Genomic DNA, 18,921 nt, shown 5'->3' on the forward strand with positions numbered 1-18,921 from the left:
TAAAGGAGAGTTATACACATGAAGAAAAACTTCAAGAAATCCGCAGCAACGATGATGGTACTGGGCATGACATTAACAGGAGCAACGGGCGTATTCGCAGGAACACAACTGGAGAAAATCTCGGCATATCTCAACCACGGGATCAGCTTCAATGTAGACGGTGCGGCATACTCACCAACGGATGGCAATGGCAAGAAACTCGCTCCAATCACTTACAACAATTCAACTTATCTGCCTGTACGTGCCATTGCTGATGCGCTGCATGTACCTGTATCGTATGACGGTAAAAAAGGACAGGTGATCATCGGCGAAGCTCCAAGCAATCCTTCTACATTGAGCAATGTAACCTATAGCGCAGCGCAAAAAGAAGACATTCAACAGGCGTTTGCACAGTTCGACGGCTTCGAGACAGCATACGCTCCTCAACAGATGATTGCAGGTGATACGTTCAAAAGTGTAGGTGCTGGCGGCGATGGAGTAAGCTTTACTTTTAATCATATGAAAGTGGATGTGTCTCCAAGAGACTATTCGGACGGTTACAATAGCAAAGACGTAAAACTGTCCAATGGTGTCACAGCCAAATGGTACACACCCGATCAAACGGGTATGCTCACGTTCAAACTGGATGATCGTTATGTCACAATAAGCTCACCTGACCATAAGCTGTCTCAGGCTCAGTTGCAGCAAGTGGCTGTATCTGTGCAAAAGGTTCAAGGCAATGATCAGGGCATTACGGGCTTCGCTGATGTGAAATATACCCAAGAACAGTCAGCCGCCATCCGCAAAGCCTTTGCGAAATTCCAAGGATTCGAGACTGCTTACGCACCACAACACATGATTGCCGGAGATTCATTCAAAAACGTAGCTGCTGGCGGCGATGGTGTAAACTTTGTCTTCAATCACATGAATGTCACTGTGTCGCCTAAAGACTATTCCTTCAGCTATGACGGCAAAAATGTTAAACTGCCAAACGGTGTTACCGCCAAATGGTACACACCGGATCAAACCGACATGCTGACATTCAAACTGGATGATCGCTATGTAACCCTTAGCTCGGCAAATAATGGGTTGACTCATACACAGCTGGAGCAAATGGCTGTATCTGTGCAAAAAGTGAAATAAAGGCTAATTATTAGAAAATCAACTAACATAAAAATAAATATTTATATCAAGACACATTGAAGTTCTCTATAAACAAGTGAGACTTCGATGTGTTTTTTTCTTATGTAAAAATCATCTGTACGGTCAGACAACAAATTTCATTATATTGATCCAATAAATGCCCAGAAGCACAGCTATATAAAATTTCAGCTGTACTTCTGAGCATCTAGGATTAGAAATTATTTTTGTCAAAAGGGCCTGGAAGTTTCAAAGTGTAGACAAGTGTAGATTCATCTTCCTTCGTTGGTATAATCATGGTCAGAACACCATCTTGTAACGCCTGCTCTGGAATCTTTTCCGTACTGATTCCCCACCTCGCTTCTGGCATGTCCGTTATGGAAAACGTCCCAAGCACCTTGGTATAGTCCTGATTGGTAAACAACACTCTAGTTAGATCCATGTAATGGAGAGTAGAAGTTGATAAAGTCAAAGTTCGGTCAAAATTCAGAACCACACCGTCAATACGATCCGGATAAAATGATTCCAATGACTTTGTATTGTTCTGATCCAACTTGTAGATATCCCCTACTCTTTCAATTCGCCGGGCACTTGCATGAAAAGCAAGGTTTTCTGGTGTCATGGCTGCACTCGTATTACGCTCATCATCACTAATTAGTAATTCTTTATTGCCCCAGTAAGCCTTCGTTTCAGACACTTTGAGCCCCAAATCCTTGTTCCATTGTCCCAAAGGAATAAAGGTCTGGTTATAGAGTGTCAGCAATTTACTTGAGGATCGATCCACACTGGATGAACGCTGTCCACGACTGAATGTGACTTGTTCCTTACCCAATACATATTGAATATGAAAAGCCTTGGCAAATTCCTCTAGAGGAACATAATGTTGCCCCTCCAAATAAAATGAAGGTTGTCCCTTATAATTCAATACTCCCTCTCCGGACTTGATGGCTACGGGTTGTAAAGGAAAGAATATGCCAGAAAATTGAAATGAATCCCAGTAGCCCTTCCATTCTCGGTATGTATCATATTGCAGTTTCAGATGTTTATTCTCTGAAATGATATATAGAGAGGGAGGAAATGAACCTGGAGCTGAAAAATACTGTTCAATAATGTATTCATCCTCTGTTATCCACTGAACCCCCTCTGTGCGAGCACGATAGGGAGAATCATAAGTTCGAATCAGTTTGAGGGTCTTTAGGTCATATAAATGAACCGTGGACGATTCCATCTTACTATCCAGTCCATTCTCAGTAACCAGTATCAGCGTTTTTCTTTCTGGTGAGACAGACGTATGAACATAGCCAATACGATCTTTCAGAAGTGTTATTTTCTTTCCATTCTTGGTCGCAACAACAGTCCAATCGGATTTGCGGTCTCTTGTGTTGGTTTGTGAGATATTCAGATTAACATCTGTACTTGCCTGAAAAGCTTTGGTAGACAGCCCTGTCTTTATGTCATGCTTCATCCAAAGCTGTTTCACCTTGGCTGTCTTTCCTTTGGCACCACCATATTCAATATAGTTACATTGGTACTTACTTGTGCAATATACACCAACGTTACGGGTTTGCGGGAGTGGTGAGATGGCATAATCCGTATCGGTAAAATCCTTCTCAAGCAAAATTTGCCCGCCAGTATATACCTTGTTGCCTGTAGTCATGGAATAGTATATTGGTTTATGTTCTTCTTTTACATAAAGCGTATAAAATATCCCTAATTGTGGCTCCAAGTAAATTCTATTTTCACCTTCATGTACCTTGCGAAGAGAGTTGCTACTGTAATCATACTCATATAAGACGTAATAATATTGATTGTTATCCGTAGCATAGTAAGTTATGTAACCCTTTAAGCCTAGTGGTGTATCGGAAACAATTGTATCAGAATGCCCTGAAGTTATCGTTGAGCCCGTATAAATTTGGGGGAGAACTGCATTCTCGGTAAAGTGATATTCATTCACCTTTCTTTCACCTGTATCAAAACTCGTTCGGATGGTTTCTACAACAACCTCATGTTCTCTGATCGCAAAATTAATGCTGTGCCTCACACGTTCCTTTAAAGAAGTGGTTGCGGATTGCGTGCTTTGCTTGTTGGTTTCAGGGCTAGAAGCTGCAACTGTTAGTCCGGGTAAGGAAAAAAGCATAACGCAAGCCAACACAGTAACTAAACAAATAGATATTCTGGACATACTTAACTCCTTCTCTAGTAATGTATATTTTATGTGACCTGTTAAGTATAGAACTTCCGACCTAAACATTCATTACATTTACTTCCAGTTCGCAGTCGAAGATCTATTTTTAAATAACGTTTACACCTCCAAATCCGCTAAACGAATCACTCTCCGATAGTTCATATAATCGATCATATCTTCCCAGTCCAACTCACCTGCGTTACTGTCACGATAGTATACGGCCGCAGCGGGTAGGAAACCGACCAACGGACCCATGCCACCACAGATCATCGCGCCACCGTCGCCACCTTTGGGCATCATGTTTCCAGACGCATCAAGCGTAAGCTCATAATTATAGGGATCTCCAGCAAAATGGACACCAAAAAAGTTGGACAGCTCCAAGTCATACGGACGGTCATTCTCAACTACTAGAGAAGGGCCCGGCTCTGCCGATTCATCCACAATTCCCTCCACCTCTTCGAGGCTTCCAAAATGCTTCAATTTCATCGTGTAGTCGAAGCTGTCTCCCCATGGAAATAACGTACGGCAGCCCCCTCCATACAGATACTCCCACTCATCTTCAGTAAGCAAACCAAAACCCGCTTTTGCTTCTTCATTGATTAAATACTCCAACGTCAAATCTTCATTGAACCAAAATACCTGTACTGCCTCACCTTGACGAACCAGACGGAACTCTTGATGCAGTTCATACTGGTTCAGATCGGACAACTTAAACTTCTCCAACTCTTCTGCAAAATAGGCACTCTCTTGCGCCATCGCTTCAGCTTCCGTCACTTCAATCCAGCCAAGTGAATGGTTCCTGCACTCCACCAGCATGGGAGCAATGTGCACTTCCCTGACCGGAGACATCTGGCTACTTAAAAAAGAATCCACGTCTTCCACACCATACTCACTGACCGTCTCTAATAAATCGGTTGACGTTTCTTCGTTCATTCCATCCTGCCAGCGATCCCAGCCGAGTGTCACCCGATCACCAGGCACAAACACAAATCTCTGCTCATCATACGAAAATACACCTGTCTCGATTCGCTGACCGAATCGTTCAAATGTCTCCATTTCTTCATACTTCAAACCTGTGGGAAAATAACTGACCATCCCACGCAACAGTTCCTCTTTTTCCTGAGCAGACAGCCCTTTCCATGCATCTCGATTCAATGGCCCCATATACTCATCCACCTTTACTTGTATCCTCATACATCACATCAACCTTGAAAAGCCACTCACGGGTATATCCTTATTTCCCTGCGGCCTTTAACAGTTCTAACAGCAATTCTTTCCGTCTTCCCTCAGCCTTGCGTGCCAGCGTTGCAAGCTTCTCTACCTTGCCCCAGATCGGATACAACACATGCTCCACTTCATAGGTTTCCATTCCTTGCAGCGATTGGACCAGAAGTTCAAGCTTCTCCTCATCCTCCAACTCTGGCTGAATCTTCAGCTTCAGGGAATCCGTAGAGCGACGCAGGCAGGTAACTAATGCAGGTATGGAACTGGCCGTTACACCATGTGTCTCAGCAAAGGCAACGGTGAATTTATCCTGTACCAACTGGTGCTCATCATCCACTTCACCCATGTAATATTCAACCAACGGGAAATACCGCTCATCTGCCAATCCAAGTCCGAAGGTTGCATAACTGCCTGGCATACAGTTCTTTTCACCCTCTGTATCCGCATAAAATTCGAACTCTTCGATCGCTGCACGTGCATACTCTTCAAGTAGCGGACGCAGCTCCGGGTACTCCAGTGCGTTTGCGAAAAATCGATGGGTATCCGACTTCGCAAGCCCTTTAACAGACAGATACTGCTTCACGCTGGATTTGAGCTTGATCTTGTAACTTTTGGGGAAGCCCTGCTTTAGCAAACGGGTGATAAAAGCAATGGCCTGTTCGTAGGCAGCTGCTTCTTCCTTGCGAATGATGATAGTAATGATCGAGAACACATCGTTGGCTGTGCATTCCATCTGCTCATTTTTTACATGAATATCTTCCTTGGCATAGGTTCCGCTACCTTCCGTCATCATACGAACCGCACGGCTACTACCCAATTGTTTGGCCAGTTCCAAGAAAGTAAGGCCTTTCGGTTTACTGTAAATAGGCTCATAACGAAGAATCATCACAGCTGCATATAGCAGCAGATCGATAGGCTGTGCCACCTGCTGCCCATGCTCGCTCTTTGGCTGGTCCTCCTCCAAAGAAGCACCTGGCTTAAGTGTATATACATTGGCGCTGTACGCAGAAGGCTGTACATCAAAGTAGCGTGGCAAAAAATGATTCTCCGCCCAAGACGTTATCGCACGAATAATATCACCACGATGCTCCGCCAGAGCTTCCTGACGCCCTTTATTTAACTCCTGTATGCGATCATATTGCGCTATAGTCCACGCTACGTCCAGTTCAGGGAACAATTTCGGATCAAGCAGGTGACGCGTCAAAAAAAAGGATTCCAACGGCTTTGTTGGATATGAACCTTTTAGCAGCTTATGGTCTACGTATGTATGAATGCGCTCAAGCAACTGCTGCCTTTTCCCTTCGTTGATATATTCGAGCATGGTCACTTGCAGCTTTCCTTCTGTCGTTGGAAATTTCCCGCGAAAGGTAAACCGATAGTCGATCAACGGTGTATCCGCCAGCTTATCCAATTTCTCTTGAACCACTTCTACAAGCTTGGGCTGGATCTCATTTCGTACCTGTTCCTCGGTAAAGGGACCGGGATTCTTCGATTTCAATCCCTCATCCAATCCAAGATCCACACTGTCTACTGTAGTCCGTCCAGGTCTGTAATCCAGCAAAATATCATTAAAAATCCCCATTTGCAGCGTAGTTCGCTTCACAGCCTTTTCCAGGTCATCCCGCTTCAACTGTTCACTAAACCATTCTTCAATGACCTCAATCATCTCTTCCATTGCCTGATCATAGAGTGTACTCATGCTTCAACCGCCTTCCCATTTATCAGATCATTCCTCAAACCATCTATGCTAAAAATTACGTATTGATGTTCGTATATTACCTATTATCTTACTCTCTCACGCATCTTCGAAACAATAAGTCTTACGCACGGTTGTACGCAGAGAAATTAATGGATAAGCTCTTTCGTACATGTCTAAGCATTCCGCATACAAAACAAAAACACCGGATTCAGGCGACTTTCCGCCCAAATCCGGTGTATTCACGAAATACCTCTTCCTTCTTGTATTACTTTAGTATGATTCATCTCGTAAATCATTCAAGGTATTAATTAACTGTTTTGAACCATTCATTGACTTCCGTTGTGATTTGATCGCCGCCCATGGATTTCCACTTCGTTACGAACGCGTCGAATTCATCGATGCCAACCTGACCGTAAATGATTTTGCTGAACGTATCTTTCTCCAGCTTGTCGAGCGCATCTTTCTTCATCTTCATCGTATCCGTAGGTGCACCCGTAAATTTGTTCTTGATTGCATCATCCTTATGAGCTACCACGACTTGAGCCGCAGCAAATACTTCAGGTTTGTTGGCAATTTTCGTATTTTTCTCGAAAGGTGTTTCTGCTTCCTTACCTGTAGCGAGTTCTGCCAACGTATCCATCATCAGGTTAGGAATACGGGCACCATCATAAGTAAGTGTATACTTCAGCGGGGATACGCCGTCTTTCAAATCAGCTTCACCAAGCACTTTGCCATCTACAATATCAAAGTCATATCCTTGGGCAAAGCCATGTTCGAACTCCCCACCCACTTCTGGATTAGCGAAGTTATCAAACAAATAATTTTGATACGTGAAGAATATTTCTGGGTTTGCCATATCCTTGTTGATCAACACGACCCCGTTGCTAGCACCTGAACCGTGGTGATGGCTCTCGCCAGTCGGTCCGGTTGGAAGGGCAATTGCTTTGTAGGTAGCGCCGTCCACATTTTTCTTCACATCATCGATCGGCCAGTTCGGCATCCAGTGCGGTCCCACAATGATTCCCGCTTTGCCTGCTGTAAACAATTCAGCCGCCTTAATCTCATCATATACGCCGGCTTCCTTCGGCAGATAGCCTTTGGACAACCAGTCTTTCATCGTTGCAAGTCCTTCTTTCACACCCGGTTGAACCGAGCCGTATTCCAGTGTTCCTTCTGCATTCAGATTCCACTGTCCTGGCATCGTGTTATACATTCCGAAGATCCAGCCGGATTCAGTCATCCAGGTATTGAGGGCATTTTTCATGCCGACCGTCAGACCGTACGTATCTTTCTTACCGTTACCATCCGGATCCTGATTCGTAAATGCATCCATCACCGTAACGAGCTCATCGATCGTTTTTGGTTCTTCCAGTCCAAGCTTCTTCAGCCAGTCTTCACGGATAAACATTACCGGGTCTCCGTTGTAAGCATAGTCAAAGATCGGAACGCCATACCGTTTACCTTCATACATGTACGGGTACCACTCTTCCGGTGCGGATTCAGCAGCCCCTTTCCATGTGTCAGATGCATACTTATCGAACAGTTCACCTGCATCGGCGAATTTACCCGACTCAATCAACTCACGCACCAGATTGTAGTCACCACGGATGGAGACGATATCCGGCAGCTCTTCATTAGCCGACAGGGAGAGACGAAGCTTCGTGTAAAAAGCATCATTGGTCACGGATACAGCCCAAGGTGTGGTCAGATCGATGCCCAAACGTTCTTTGGCCCATTTGGTGTGCACGTTGTTCTGTGCAGTTTCTCCGTTCTTAAACTTTGTATCATCATTCCAGGCTCGCAAATAGCTCATCTGAACCGCAGGTTCATACTTACCATCTTGCAGCGCAAGTGGTGCAGCCGCTTCCTTGGATGGTTCTTCCTTTGCCCCCGAACTGCATGCCGTTACGGCAACCATCGTCAGTGCAAGCAATGCAGTCATCATTTTTCTATACATGAAACCCCTCCTCAATCACTTTGAATACCCTTACATGAAAAGGATAGTGCAGCCGGGGAAGCAAACATATATCACAATTTCAATGTTCATATTGATTTGTTAACCGTTCCGAAAATCCTGCGGGGTCAGGCCATAATGTTTACGGAATACTTGAATGAAATAAGGGGTATTGTTATATCCCACTTCCTGACCGACTTCATAAATCTTCATTGCCGTGTGTTTCAGCAAGTGAACAGCACGTTCCATCCGGGAACGGATAATGTAGTCACTAATGCCTTCACCCGTTGATTGTTTATACATTTTGGACAAATACACCGGATGCAAATGTACCTCCCCTGCAATAACCTGCAAGGAAAGATCTTCGCCCAGATGGTTGTCAATCCATTGCTGGACCTGTCTGATCATGTTCGATCCACTTTCCTGGCCCGTATCGGTTGTGCTTAGAGCCCATTGTTCCATCACGCTCCGGGTCCATGCTTCCAGACTACGAAGTGACACGCCGTAGCCGTCCTTCAACAGTTGCTGATACTGCTCACCAAGGACATCGGACAACTGTCTGCCCTCCCGATGAGCCATGTAGGAGAACGCGGCAGCGAGATAGTGAAAAGCAACATAGACATGCTCCGGGAACACACTATCCGATAACTCGGCAAAAATCGCATCAATCTTGCGATTGGCGTCCTCCATCCGTCCTGCTTCCAGCAGTGCGGTCAGTCCGGGTGGCTCATAAAGTGCCGCAAGTGATTTCAATGTTGATCCATGGGAGCCGGCAGCCGCATTGAGATGCAGACCTTTGCCTGCTTCCGCCTGCTTGCGCAGTGCACTTACAGCTTGATGGTAAAGCTGCGGAACTTGCTCTGGAAAACGGCCTATCCGGCTGACTGATAGTGAAATCGTCGCGTTTAAATACTGCTTCACACTGTGAAGCAGCCGTTCTCCGAGCCGCCCCATCAGCAGTTCCGGTTCAGACTGTGCCTGTTTCGGACTTGCCATGAAAACGAGATCATCATACGCATCGTCCGTATGGCAGAGATTATAGCTGCTGCTAAAGATTTCTTCCACGACGTTAGAGATGGCGTATTTCATTAGACGGAATGCCTTGTTTGTTGGCTGTGGGTCATCATAGCGGATAAGCAGCAGCTGCATTTTGTCCTGGGGACGGAATCCAATCTCGAATTGCTCCAGCTTCTCCACAAGTTCGCTCTCTACAAATTTATGTCCAAGCAGCACATCCTTCATTAATCCCGCCCGCTTCTCCGGTAAATGTTCTCTCACCGAATACATGGCGCGCTGGTGCATCAACTGTTTCTCTCCCTCCAGCCGAATCTGGACGGAGGCCTGCTGCACGGCTTCAATCAACTCCTCATCCCGCACTGGTTTCAGCAGATAACTCACTGTTCCATGACGGAGTGCCTGCTTCGCATAATCAAAGGATGCATGTCCAGATAAAATGATACATTTGGTCCGCTCCCACTTTTGACGAATATGACTCACCAAATCCAGACCAGACAAGCCCGGCATACGAATATCGGTGATGATAATATGGACCTGATGTGCGGCCATTTGCTGCAATGCCTCTTTCACCGAGTACGCCTTATATACGTGCCCAATCCCATGTTCTCTCCACGGTATGGAGGCTGCAATCGATTCCACCGCTGAATGTTCATCATCCACGACCATTAGATTCATCATTAGGATATTCCTCCTCAAACCATCGTATTTCCACACTGAGACCCCCATAAGGGATCACTCCAAAATGAAGTCCTGAAGAATGACCATATCGTGTAACGAGCCGCTGGTGTACATTCCAGGTACCCGTGCCTATTTCTTCACCCATCGGTTCATTGATTTCTCGCTCAAGACTAACAATCTCTTCCGGCGTCAAAGTAACACCATCGTTATCGACAAACAGACTGTATCGTGTGTATTCCCTTCCATCGATTTGCTCATGTGCTGCCATGCCAGTAACCACGATGTGACCGCTACCCTCCATCGGTTCAATGCCGTGAATGACTGCATTCTCCACAATAGGCTGGATCAGCAGCCTCGGAATGTGCTGCTGCATCAGTTCTTGCGGTACAGCGATCTCATACGACAAACGGTTGGTGCGCATCTGTTGGATGGACAAATAATTGTCCAACAACCGGATTTCCTCTTCCACGGTCGTCATATCGTTCTCATCACGTGTGATGTAGCGATAGTAATCTCCCAGGCTGAGCGACATGGCAATAACCGCTTCGCGGTTGCCGAGCTGCGTCATATTTTTAATATAAAACAGACAATTATACAGGAAATGAGGATTGATCTGTGATTGCAGATGCTTCAACGTCGCTTCCCGCGAGCGAATGCGTTCCTCGTATACCTTTTCGATCAGCTCCTGAATCTGCTCGGCCATGTGATTGAAGCTCTGCGTCAGATAAGCGAATTCATCCCGGGAGTGATCGACCGGAATTCGTGTGGACAGCTGTCCTTTGCGAATCTGCTGCAAACCTCTCATCAGACGTTGTATCGGCACCTGTACCTTTCGGTATAACAACAGGGCAGCGCCAATACTGAGCACGAGCAGCAGCAAAATCGAGGTTATAAACATATTTCGGCTCTTGTCCATCGGCGTAAGCAAATCATCCAGTACAACCGGGTTAACATAGATTCCGTTTAGTTGTTTGGAGAGCACATAACTGACCAAGTACTGCTTGCCCCCCACCTCCAGCTGATGGTTGCCTTCACTATCCAATTCGGTTAATGGCATGTCCCGCATCACCGCTTCCACGAGCTCGGGGTCCGCACTCCGATTTAACAGAGGCTCGTTGCCAGGGACGAGAAGAAAGGGATCTCCTCCCTGGGCCTCCTTGAAATCATCCAGCATGGCAACAATGTTCATCGGGTCAAAATCAATCTCCATCACCGTTCGTACATCCGTGGTCACAGGTTTTTCATTCCACTCGTAGTTATCCGTAAAGAAATAAGTGAAGCTGCCTTCGTTCAACTGCCATCGGCCTGGCTGTGGAAAGTTTAACATCTTCTCATTGAAGACCGTCCGGTTGGACATGGTGGATAGGACCAGCTCTGCCTGAGGCAGAACAATGGTAATATCGTTCTTCCAGCGGCTGGTGGACTGGTATAGTGACAATTTGTCGAGAATATCGAGATAGATGCTGTTTTTCTCATATTGGCTGGTCGATTCTGTCATGTAACGATAGTGTAGAATGCTTGGATCACGCAGCAAAGTCAGCCCGTAAAGCGAGAGCTGTTCAATATTTTTATCCACCTGAGAGCTAAAATAGTTGAACTGGTTCAAGCTGGACTGCTGCTTCTCCTCGACGATCATGTCCACGTTCGCCTGATTCGCGTAGGTATAGAGCAGCAAGATGGGTACCAGCAAGCAGACCAGCAGCATGACTGTTTTTGAGAATACTGTAAATTTCATTGCTTCACCCTGTCCCGGATTAAAGTAAAGATACACATCGAAGTCCTATTTTATATTGAAACCCCTTACATATCTATACTGAATTTCAAATGAGTCACTATTCGGTATACGTTTTTAACAAGTTAATAAATCAACATCCGCCTTGAAATGTTGTTCTATAGCCCGCCCGTTTCCATTGCTATAATTCAGTTGCTCCACTATTTGCAGAGGCTTACTAGCCTCATTATGCAGAGGCTGGACGATATAAAGGAGGGACCTGATGGCTATGGAACAACCACTAACGACCAATACGCCGGTGCGGCAGGCAACACACAATCCACGCAAACGTACCCGCTGGAATTTCAAACGCAATTGGCCGCTGCATCTGATGCTGCTGCCTTCGGTATTGCTCACATTGCTGTTCGCCTATGTGCCTATGGGCGGCATTATTATTGCGTTTCAGGATTTCAAACCATGGCTGGGATTCACCGGCTCCAAATGGGTAGGATGGGATAACTTCCGATTCATGTTCGAATATCCGGATAGTGTTCAGGTCATCTGGAACACCGTACTGATTGCCGCCATGAAGATTGTGGCCGGACTCGTGGCCCCGGTTGTGTTTGCCATTTTGCTGAATGAAGTACGTAATTCCACGTTCAAACGGTTCTCACAGACGCTGGTATACCTACCCCATTTCTTGTCTTGGGTTGTACTGGGCGGCATCCTGCTGGACATGCTTTCCCCCGAAGGCGGACTGATTAACCAGGTTCTGGCGGCCGTTGGCATTGAACCGATCTTCTTTTTGGGAGATGGCGACTGGTTCCGTGTAACCGTGGTCATCAGTGATGTATGGAAGGAATTCGGATTTGGTACCATTGTCTTTCTTGCAGCCCTTGCGGGCATTAACCCTGCTCTATACGAAGCTTCCGAAGTTGACGGGGCAACACGGCTTAAGCAGACCCTACACATTACGCTGCCTGCACTCGTGCCGATGATCATTGTGGTGGGAACGCTATCACTGGGGAATATTCTTAATGCTGGATTTGACCAGATTTTCAACCTGTACAATCCACTTGTATATGATAAAGGCGATATTATTGACACGTTTGTTTACCGGATGGGTATTTTGAATGGCAAAATGAGCTTTGCAACTGCGGTTGGTTTGTTTAAATCCTTTGTTGCCATGTTCCTCGTTATTACTGCCTACCGGATGGCTTACAAAATCGCTAATTACCGCATTTTCTAAGGAGGAATTAAGGTGTATCACAAAACGACCGGATACCGTATATTTAACGGCTTCAACCTGTTCTTCATCGCGGCCGTCTCGCTGCTGTGTGTGCTGCCGCTTGTCCACATTCTGGCGGTTTCCTTCAGCGGTAAAGCGGCAGCTTCCGCCAATCTGGTAACGCTCTGGCCGATTGATTTTACAGTCGACGCTTATACCAAAACGTTTGGTAACAGTAACTTTCTTAGCGCGCTCTGGATCTCAGTGCAACGTACCGTGTTCGGTACGCTGCTCAGTATGGTGCTGGTCACCCTGACGGCATATCCTTTATCCAAGGAAAGTCTGAACTTTAAGGGACGTTCACTGTACGCGTGGTTTTTCATCTTCACGATGCTGTTCAGTGGCGGACTGATCCCTTCCTATATCCTGATTCAAAAGCTGGGACTGATCAACACCATGTGGGCTCTGATTTTGCCGGGCGCTGTGGCGGTCTGGAACCTAATTCTCATGATGAACTTCTTCCGTAACGTGCCCAAAGAGCTAGAAGAAGCGGCGTTCATCGATGGTGCCAACCATATCACCACATTGTTCCGCATCTATCTGCCTGTGTCCATGCCGGCCATTGCAACGATCTCCCTATTCACCATGGTGGGGCAGTGGAATTCCTGGTTCGACGGGTTGATCTATATGAATGACGCAGCCAAATATCCGCTCGCTACGTTAATGCAAACCATTATCGTGCAACAGGATTTCTCCAATATGAATGTCGATGCGACGCAGCTTCAGAACATGTCGCAGCGTACCGTTAACGCAGCCCAGATCTTTATTGGGGCACTGCCAATCCTCCTCGTGTATCCATTCTTGCAGCGTTTCTTTGTAAAAGGAATTGTGCTTGGGGCCGTAAAAGAATAGGGTTCGTATACTAAAACTGAATGCATTCGCATCATTTCATCCCGAGGTTTATAACGCGCCGTTATTTACTTCGGGATGTCTTTCCGCGAATGGCATTGTTATATTGATTAATGAGTTCATCCAGAACCATCGATTGACGAATGACTTCCGGATGCCACAGTTCTTTATGAGCGTTTGCAATCTGGTAGAGCCTCTGTCGTGCCTTTTCGATACATTCCTGAATGGTTTCCGGATTATGCACCATACTCCCGCCCCCTGTTGTCCTTCAATATCCTCCATCCAAAAAAGACCATCTATTATAATATTCGGAACAAAGGGAGCTGCACATTACCCCAAAATCGAATTTATGATTATTTTTTCTTGTACAGGTTGAAATAAGGATGAGCAATGGACTCAGATGTGGCAAAATACGAAAAAATACCGGATAGGCTTATCAAGCCTTATCCGGTATTTTGTTATACCTTAATTTATTGTTCGCAGAAACCTGCACACCATTTCCTTATGAAATATTATGTGGCTAGTCCTCATAGTCTGCAAAAAAAACATCATTTAATATGGTTTTTGCTTTCTTCAAATTACGGGAATCCAACTTGTTGAGCATAGACATGATTTCGCTCATTTCATCGGTCATCGATGTAGAACTATTGGCCCTATGAGCTTCTGAATCCTTGCTTGTAGGCGCCTCTCTTGGGACGAGTTCAGTGGCCTCCTCCTCTGTCTGCGAATGAATCCATGATGTATGCAATGTCTTCTGGAGGGTGTTGACGAGAAACTGTAACTCATCCACGTTATACCGTTGCAAGAAATGATGAACCCCAAGATCAATCTGATGATGCAGGCCCTGATGCAAACGATAAATCTCTTTTCCGAGCGATGTGGTACGGAATAGAACTTCTTTTTTGTTATCCGGAAGTGACTCGGTTACGATGATGTTTTGAGACACGAGTCTTCTCGTGATTTTGGAGACCGTCCCTTTGGAGAAGCCGAATTGCTTTGAAATGGTTATGCCGTTTACTGGCTCGAGTGTACCAATAGCATCCAGCACATGCAGCATTGTCACCGTCATTTCTTTGATTAGCTCTTCAACAGCCGGATTAGGACTATTTTGGAGCAACCACTGTTTTTCTTCGTCATCTTCTGATTGGAATCTGATCTGTATATCTTTCACTGCTTCCAATACTTCTTGAATTAAGTGATCTCTATTTTGATTTTCCGATGGGTTGATCATTCAATTTTCCTCCAACGATTGTTAGCTTCATACCAGTATATCAGGGTATGTCCGACAATTAAAGTTTCCTGGAAACAATATTGACAGCAGTAAAGGATTAAACTATGATTGTTTCATCGGAAATTAAAAAGTTTCTAAGAAACAATAAACAAAGCATCATATCTCATCCATTGCGATATGGGTGATCAGGAGGAGATTCAACTGACCCAACATTACGATATTGACGTACTCATCGCTGGAGCTGGACCGACTGGCTCCGCTCTTGCAGTCGACCTGCTTCGACGCGGCCTTCGTGTCCGACTCGTTGACAAAGCCCCTCACGCCTTTCAAGGTTCCCGTGCCAAGGGAGTTCAACCAAGAACCCAGGAGGTTTTGGAGGACTTCGGCGTGCTGGAAGAGGCTCAGTCAGAGGGAAGTTCTTACCCGCTTGCCGGTTTTCATATTGGACCGCTAACTGTGCCTTGGCGCATGCAGCAGCAAAATAAACCAACACCGAGCGATCCGTATCCAAACATTCTCCTGTTGGCGCAACACCGAACGGATGCCATCTTACACCGCCTACTGAAACGTCTCGGCTTAACCATTGAATTTAACAACGGGTTGGAGCAATTCGAACAGGATGCCGATGGAGTAACGGCGACTCTCTCTTCCGGGGAGAAGGTTCGCAGCAGATATCTCGTCGGAGCAGATGGAGGTTCGAGCAGCGTTCGCAAAGGGGCAGGTATCCGATTTATCGGAGAGACTACCGACTCTGACCGTACGCTCATTATTGACGGCTCGATCGACAAACTGTCTCGCAATAGGTGGCATATGTGGCCACGCACACGTGGCACGTTTGTCGGAGCCTGCCCGCTGCCACACTCCGATCAGTTCCAAGTCATGATCAGGCTGGCACCAGATGAAAAGCCTAACCTTGACGAAGCCGCACTGGCCACTCAATTCCACAATCTCACAGGTTTGCGTCTCTACGACATTACCTGGAGTTCGGTGTTTCGCCCCAACGTTCGACTGGCTGAACACTATCGGTCGGGACGTGTCTTCATTGCAGGCGATGCTGCTCATGTCCATACCCCGGCCGGTGCACAGGGTCTCAACACGGGTATACAGGACGCCTATAACCTTGGCTGGAAAATAGGGCAGGTCACTGCTGGGGCACCCGATAGTCTGCTTCACAGCTACGAGGCCGAGCGTCAACCCATTGCCGCTCGCGTCCTCAGCAAATCCAGCGAGCTGTACGCCAAGCTAGACAAAAATCGCCTGGCTAGCCTCAAGCGTGGAGACGAGGAGCGACAGCTTAGACTTTCGTACAATGGTGGACCGCTCGCGTCTAGCGAAAAATCGGCCACAAGGACCCTTCATGTCGGTGACCGGGCGCCAGATGCTCCCTGCAACGGACCTGGTGGGGAACGGCGTTTGTTCGACATCTATCAAGGGCCTCACTTCACTTTGCTTGCCTTTGGTCCTAACGCTGCCAAGATACTTCCCAAGTTGAACTGGCCGACCAGCGGTGCCGAATTACACTGCTACGTCGTTGATACCGCACACGATTCAGAACAAAACGTCCTCCATGACTCCAGCGGCAAATTGACTCGTATCTACGGCATCACCAGCGACACGCTGGTCATGATACGGCCAGATGGTTATATCGCGAACATCATTACGACCGACTGGCAGGCAACCTTCGACAATGTAGCCAGAATGTTGGCCCCGCCATGTTCCATCGGATCCAACTCGAATTGAAGCTCATGCGAGACTATGAATGCTAGTGCAGTTAATGTATGAGGGTCGTCTTTCAACCCGCCCATATATGTGGCTTACTTAAACTCAAATAAGACCGAAAACGACCGCACTCAGCGGTCATTTCTGGTCTGTTTGTCAATAATCTTTCCATTTTGAAATATGTGCACTGTTCCATTCATCTTAATCCAATATCCTCAAAACGATTGCCGATCGTCTCTGGGAAGGCATTCTTAATGGCATCAATGGCACGCTGTTCCGTTTCCCCTGCTCGCTTAATCAGATGGATCACCCTTAGCACATGCCCTGGTTCCTTCGCATCCCACGCTGTTGAATCCTCAACCTTCTCCATCATCTGAGCATATAAGTCTGCGAGTAACGCGTACGCCTGCACAACATGATTCATCTGATTGGATAAATGCTCAAGCTCTGCAACATAGGAGGCCATATCCTTTCTCGAATCAGCATAATAGCGCAAAACAATGGCAGCTTGATCGGTTTCATATACACCAGATTGTAGGGCATCAGCAATGGCTGCATAAGCAGCAGGTCCACATGCGTAATCCTGAGGTGGTAGCATGTAATCATGGGTCTCCCATTTGTATACGGCCTGAATTAATGATTCCTTACATACTTCCCATATGTCTACAGTTGAATGGGATTCAAGCACCTGATAGTACCAGTATGGTGTACTGTTCCGACCAAAAGAATCATAGGGCAGACAAATGACTTCATTTTCTTGACTCTCACAAATGAACAGCATCTGCTCCCCATCATCATATCCAGTGCAAATGACAAACTGGTCATGCCATAGAATGGCCCCTACACCCCGGTCAATGGAAGCTTTAATATCCAACAGGGCCTGCTTCTGATAGAGCGGAAAGGTCGGCTCGAACGAAAATCCCCCGTGTTGTCCGGTCGTGACGCCTATGAAATCAGCAGCTACAAAGTTCTCGGCCATCCAGTTGTACGCTGAGATTGATTCTGTCGTTAGACGCCGATCCACTACTAATCGAAACACACTTGCGGTCATTCCCGCAATCATGTGACGCGGTAAATCCGTCCACTGTTTATGCACCAGAATTCTGTACATCGCATCTATATAAGAGCCCGCTCCGTTCCATGATATGTGTTCACGTGAAGAATTCCTGCTTTGTGTAGAATCAATCCAATCCGGCAGTATTTTGCTTCCCATCCTCTACTCCTCTCTATCTCGCCGAGTGCGCTCCCCAACGTGGCACGGTGGACCGTTTGCGGTCAGGATACTTTAGGGATATCACACGAAAATAATCAACAGCCTGCTCTTCCAGTGCTTTTGCTTCCAATAAAGCCTGTGCCAGCTTCTCTGTGGCGTCTGCTTGCATGATCCATCTGTTATGTTCCTGAATCATGCATCCCTTCATCTGTATAATCAATGCTCCAAGCTGTTCATAACATGCATAGGCTTGGTCCAGTTCGGTCCATATGCCCCGCACATCCTGCAAATACATCTGAATTTCAGTTCGGGACTGGCAATAGGATTCCAAAATATACGTAGCACCCGAATGATCGTAATCTCCACTCCGTAGGGCTTGCACCCACACATCATACGCCAGTCTGCCCGAAGCGATATTTCGATCAGGCAGCAGTCGATAAGGAATATCCCAATCCTCAATCGCCAATCTCAATGATTCCAACAGCATCTCTTGTTCGGGCATATGTACCTGGTCACCAAAGACCTGACAATACCAGAACCCGGTGAAGTTCAATCCGAAATTGTCATACAGCAAAATCTGTGGTTCCTTACTCCAGCCATCTTGCACATAAAAGATGCGGTCACCGTCATCATACCCATGAATGACACCAAATTCCGGAATCCAGTAAATCACCCCGATGCCTCCATCCAAACTGCGTTTTACCCAACTCACCGCATCCCGCTGGTAATACCCGAATGTGGGATGACGTGTCCGTCCCCCATCCCAGATCGTGAATATCCCCAAGTTATCGATTCCAGGGCGATGGGATTCTCCCCATTGACCATAGGCTGTAACCGACATGGGCAGTAGTCTGCGATGCACCGATAGTTTGAATGCCATACCCGTATATCCAGCTAGCACATACTTGGAACCCTGAAACAGACCCGCATGGGTCAATATGGCGTGTAGGCTATCCACATACGATTTGGACTCCCGCTTCATCATCAGGTTTTCTAACACAACTTCAGTCAAAAAAAATCTCCTCTCTATGGTT

The 18,921-nt window shown here is 46.5% G+C and carries 14 protein-coding genes; 4 read left to right on the forward strand and 10 right to left on the reverse strand.

Features of this window, described 5'->3' with window-relative positions:
• Positions 1-18 precede the first annotated feature (18 nt).
• Entirely contained in the window at positions 19-1,122 is a 1,104-nt protein-coding gene (locus BLS14_RS27420; protein ID WP_090954818.1) for a stalk domain-containing protein, read from the forward strand.
• Positions 1,123-1,333: 211 nt separating this feature from the next.
• Here BLS14_RS27420 and BLS14_RS27425 read toward each other — a convergent pair whose 3' ends face one another.
• The 6 genes from BLS14_RS27425 to BLS14_RS27450 form a co-directional block, all read right to left on the reverse strand.
• The gene (locus BLS14_RS27425; RefSeq protein WP_176854788.1) at positions 1,334-2,776 is read right to left on the reverse strand and encodes a hypothetical protein; all 1,443 of its coding nucleotides are present in this window, start codon (positions 2,774-2,776) and stop codon (positions 1,334-1,336) included.
• Positions 2,777-3,421: 645 nt separating this feature from the next.
• Entirely contained in the window at positions 3,422-4,498 is a 1,077-nt protein-coding gene (locus BLS14_RS27430) for a hypothetical protein (RefSeq protein ID WP_143021590.1), read from the reverse strand.
• 40 nt (positions 4,499-4,538) lie between these two features.
• Positions 4,539-6,227 carry a DUF6138 family protein gene (locus BLS14_RS27435; RefSeq protein WP_090954824.1) on the reverse strand — a complete coding sequence of 563 codons (1,689 nt, stop codon included), beginning with the start codon at positions 6,225-6,227 and terminating at the stop codon, positions 4,539-4,541.
• A 304-nt stretch (positions 6,228-6,531) separates the two neighbouring features.
• Positions 6,532-8,184 (reverse strand): extracellular solute-binding protein, encoded by a 1,653-nt coding sequence (locus BLS14_RS27440; protein ID WP_063567088.1) that lies wholly within the window; start codon positions 8,182-8,184, stop codon positions 6,532-6,534.
• Between the two features lie 99 nt (positions 8,185-8,283).
• Positions 8,284-9,876, reverse strand: coding sequence for a response regulator transcription factor (locus tag BLS14_RS27445; protein ID WP_176854790.1), 1,593 nt, complete (start codon positions 9,874-9,876; stop codon positions 8,284-8,286).
• A complete protein-coding gene (locus BLS14_RS27450; protein ID WP_090954828.1) occupies positions 9,851-11,611 on the reverse strand; it encodes a sensor histidine kinase in 1,761 nt (586 codons plus the stop codon). The genes BLS14_RS27445 and BLS14_RS27450 overlap by 26 nt, the downstream gene beginning before the upstream one ends.
• Positions 11,612-11,876: 265 nt before the next feature.
• Between BLS14_RS27450 and BLS14_RS27455 the strand changes: the two genes are divergently transcribed.
• Positions 11,877-12,836 carry an ABC transporter permease gene (locus BLS14_RS27455; RefSeq protein WP_024631474.1) on the forward strand — a complete coding sequence of 320 codons (960 nt, stop codon included), beginning with the start codon at positions 11,877-11,879 and terminating at the stop codon, positions 12,834-12,836.
• A gap of 12 nt (positions 12,837-12,848) precedes the next feature.
• Positions 12,849-13,727, forward strand: a complete 879-nt coding sequence (locus BLS14_RS27460; protein WP_063567085.1) for a carbohydrate ABC transporter permease — start codon at positions 12,849-12,851, stop codon at positions 13,725-13,727.
• A gap of 61 nt (positions 13,728-13,788) precedes the next feature.
• Here BLS14_RS27460 and BLS14_RS27465 read toward each other — a convergent pair whose 3' ends face one another.
• Both BLS14_RS27465 and BLS14_RS27470 read right to left on the reverse strand, forming a co-directional pair.
• Positions 13,789-13,971 carry an aspartyl-phosphate phosphatase Spo0E family protein gene (locus BLS14_RS27465; RefSeq protein WP_063567084.1) on the reverse strand — a complete coding sequence of 61 codons (183 nt, stop codon included), beginning with the start codon at positions 13,969-13,971 and terminating at the stop codon, positions 13,789-13,791.
• Between the two features lie 273 nt (positions 13,972-14,244).
• Positions 14,245-14,955, reverse strand: a complete 711-nt coding sequence (locus BLS14_RS27470) for a MarR family transcriptional regulator (protein WP_090954830.1) — start codon at positions 14,953-14,955, stop codon at positions 14,245-14,247.
• A 177-nt stretch (positions 14,956-15,132) separates the two neighbouring features.
• On the opposite strand from BLS14_RS27470, the gene BLS14_RS27475 reads away from it, so the two are divergent.
• Positions 15,133-16,695 carry an FAD-dependent monooxygenase gene (locus BLS14_RS27475; protein WP_256336705.1) on the forward strand — a complete coding sequence of 521 codons (1,563 nt, stop codon included), beginning with the start codon at positions 15,133-15,135 and terminating at the stop codon, positions 16,693-16,695.
• Positions 16,696-16,870: 175 nt separating this feature from the next.
• Here BLS14_RS27475 and BLS14_RS27480 read toward each other — a convergent pair whose 3' ends face one another.
• Positions 16,871-17,887 carry a hypothetical protein gene (locus BLS14_RS27480; RefSeq protein WP_090954832.1) on the reverse strand — a complete coding sequence of 339 codons (1,017 nt, stop codon included), beginning with the start codon at positions 17,885-17,887 and terminating at the stop codon, positions 16,871-16,873.
• A gap of 13 nt (positions 17,888-17,900) precedes the next feature.
• Positions 17,901-18,899 carry a C39 family peptidase gene (locus BLS14_RS27485; protein WP_256336706.1) on the reverse strand — a complete coding sequence of 333 codons (999 nt, stop codon included), beginning with the start codon at positions 18,897-18,899 and terminating at the stop codon, positions 17,901-17,903.
• Between the last annotated feature and the right edge of the window lie 22 nt (positions 18,900-18,921).

Source organism: Paenibacillus sp. OK060 (assembly GCF_900101205.1).
Lineage (GTDB): Bacteria > Bacillota > Bacilli > Paenibacillales > Paenibacillaceae > Paenibacillus > Paenibacillus marchantiae.

Bases quoted from the DNA above. Each gene is read 5' to 3' on its own strand.
- BLS14_RS27420 (WP_090954818.1), top strand. From the start codon at position 19: ATGAAGAAAAACTTCAAGAAATCCGCAGCAACGATGATGGTACTGGGC.
- BLS14_RS27425 (WP_176854788.1), bottom strand. From the start codon at position 2,776: ATGACTACAGGCAACAAGGTATATACTGGCGGGCAAATTTTGCTTGAG.
- BLS14_RS27430 (WP_143021590.1), bottom strand. From the start codon at position 4,498: ATGAGGATACAAGTAAAGGTGGATGAGTATATGGGGCCATTGAATCGA.
- BLS14_RS27435 (WP_090954824.1), bottom strand. From the start codon at position 6,227: ATGAGTACACTCTATGATCAGGCAATGGAAGAGATGATTGAGGTCATT.
- BLS14_RS27440 (WP_063567088.1), bottom strand. From the start codon at position 8,184: ATGTATAGAAAAATGATGACTGCATTGCTTGCACTGACGATGGTTGCC.
- BLS14_RS27445 (WP_176854790.1), bottom strand. From the start codon at position 9,876: ATGATGAATCTAATGGTCGTGGATGATGAACATTCAGCGGTGGAATCG.
- BLS14_RS27450 (WP_090954828.1), bottom strand. From the start codon at position 11,611: ATGAAATTTACAGTATTCTCAAAAACAGTCATGCTGCTGGTCTGCTTG.
- BLS14_RS27455 (WP_024631474.1), top strand. From the start codon at position 11,877: ATGGAACAACCACTAACGACCAATACGCCGGTGCGGCAGGCAACACAC.
- BLS14_RS27465 (WP_063567084.1), bottom strand. From the start codon at position 13,971: ATGGTGCATAATCCGGAAACCATTCAGGAATGTATCGAAAAGGCACGA.
- BLS14_RS27470 (WP_090954830.1), bottom strand. From the start codon at position 14,955: ATGATCAACCCATCGGAAAATCAAAATAGAGATCACTTAATTCAAGAA.
- BLS14_RS27475 (WP_256336705.1), top strand. From the start codon at position 15,133: ATGGGTGATCAGGAGGAGATTCAACTGACCCAACATTACGATATTGAC.
- BLS14_RS27480 (WP_090954832.1), bottom strand. From the start codon at position 17,887: ATGGGAAGCAAAATACTGCCGGATTGGATTGATTCTACACAAAGCAGG.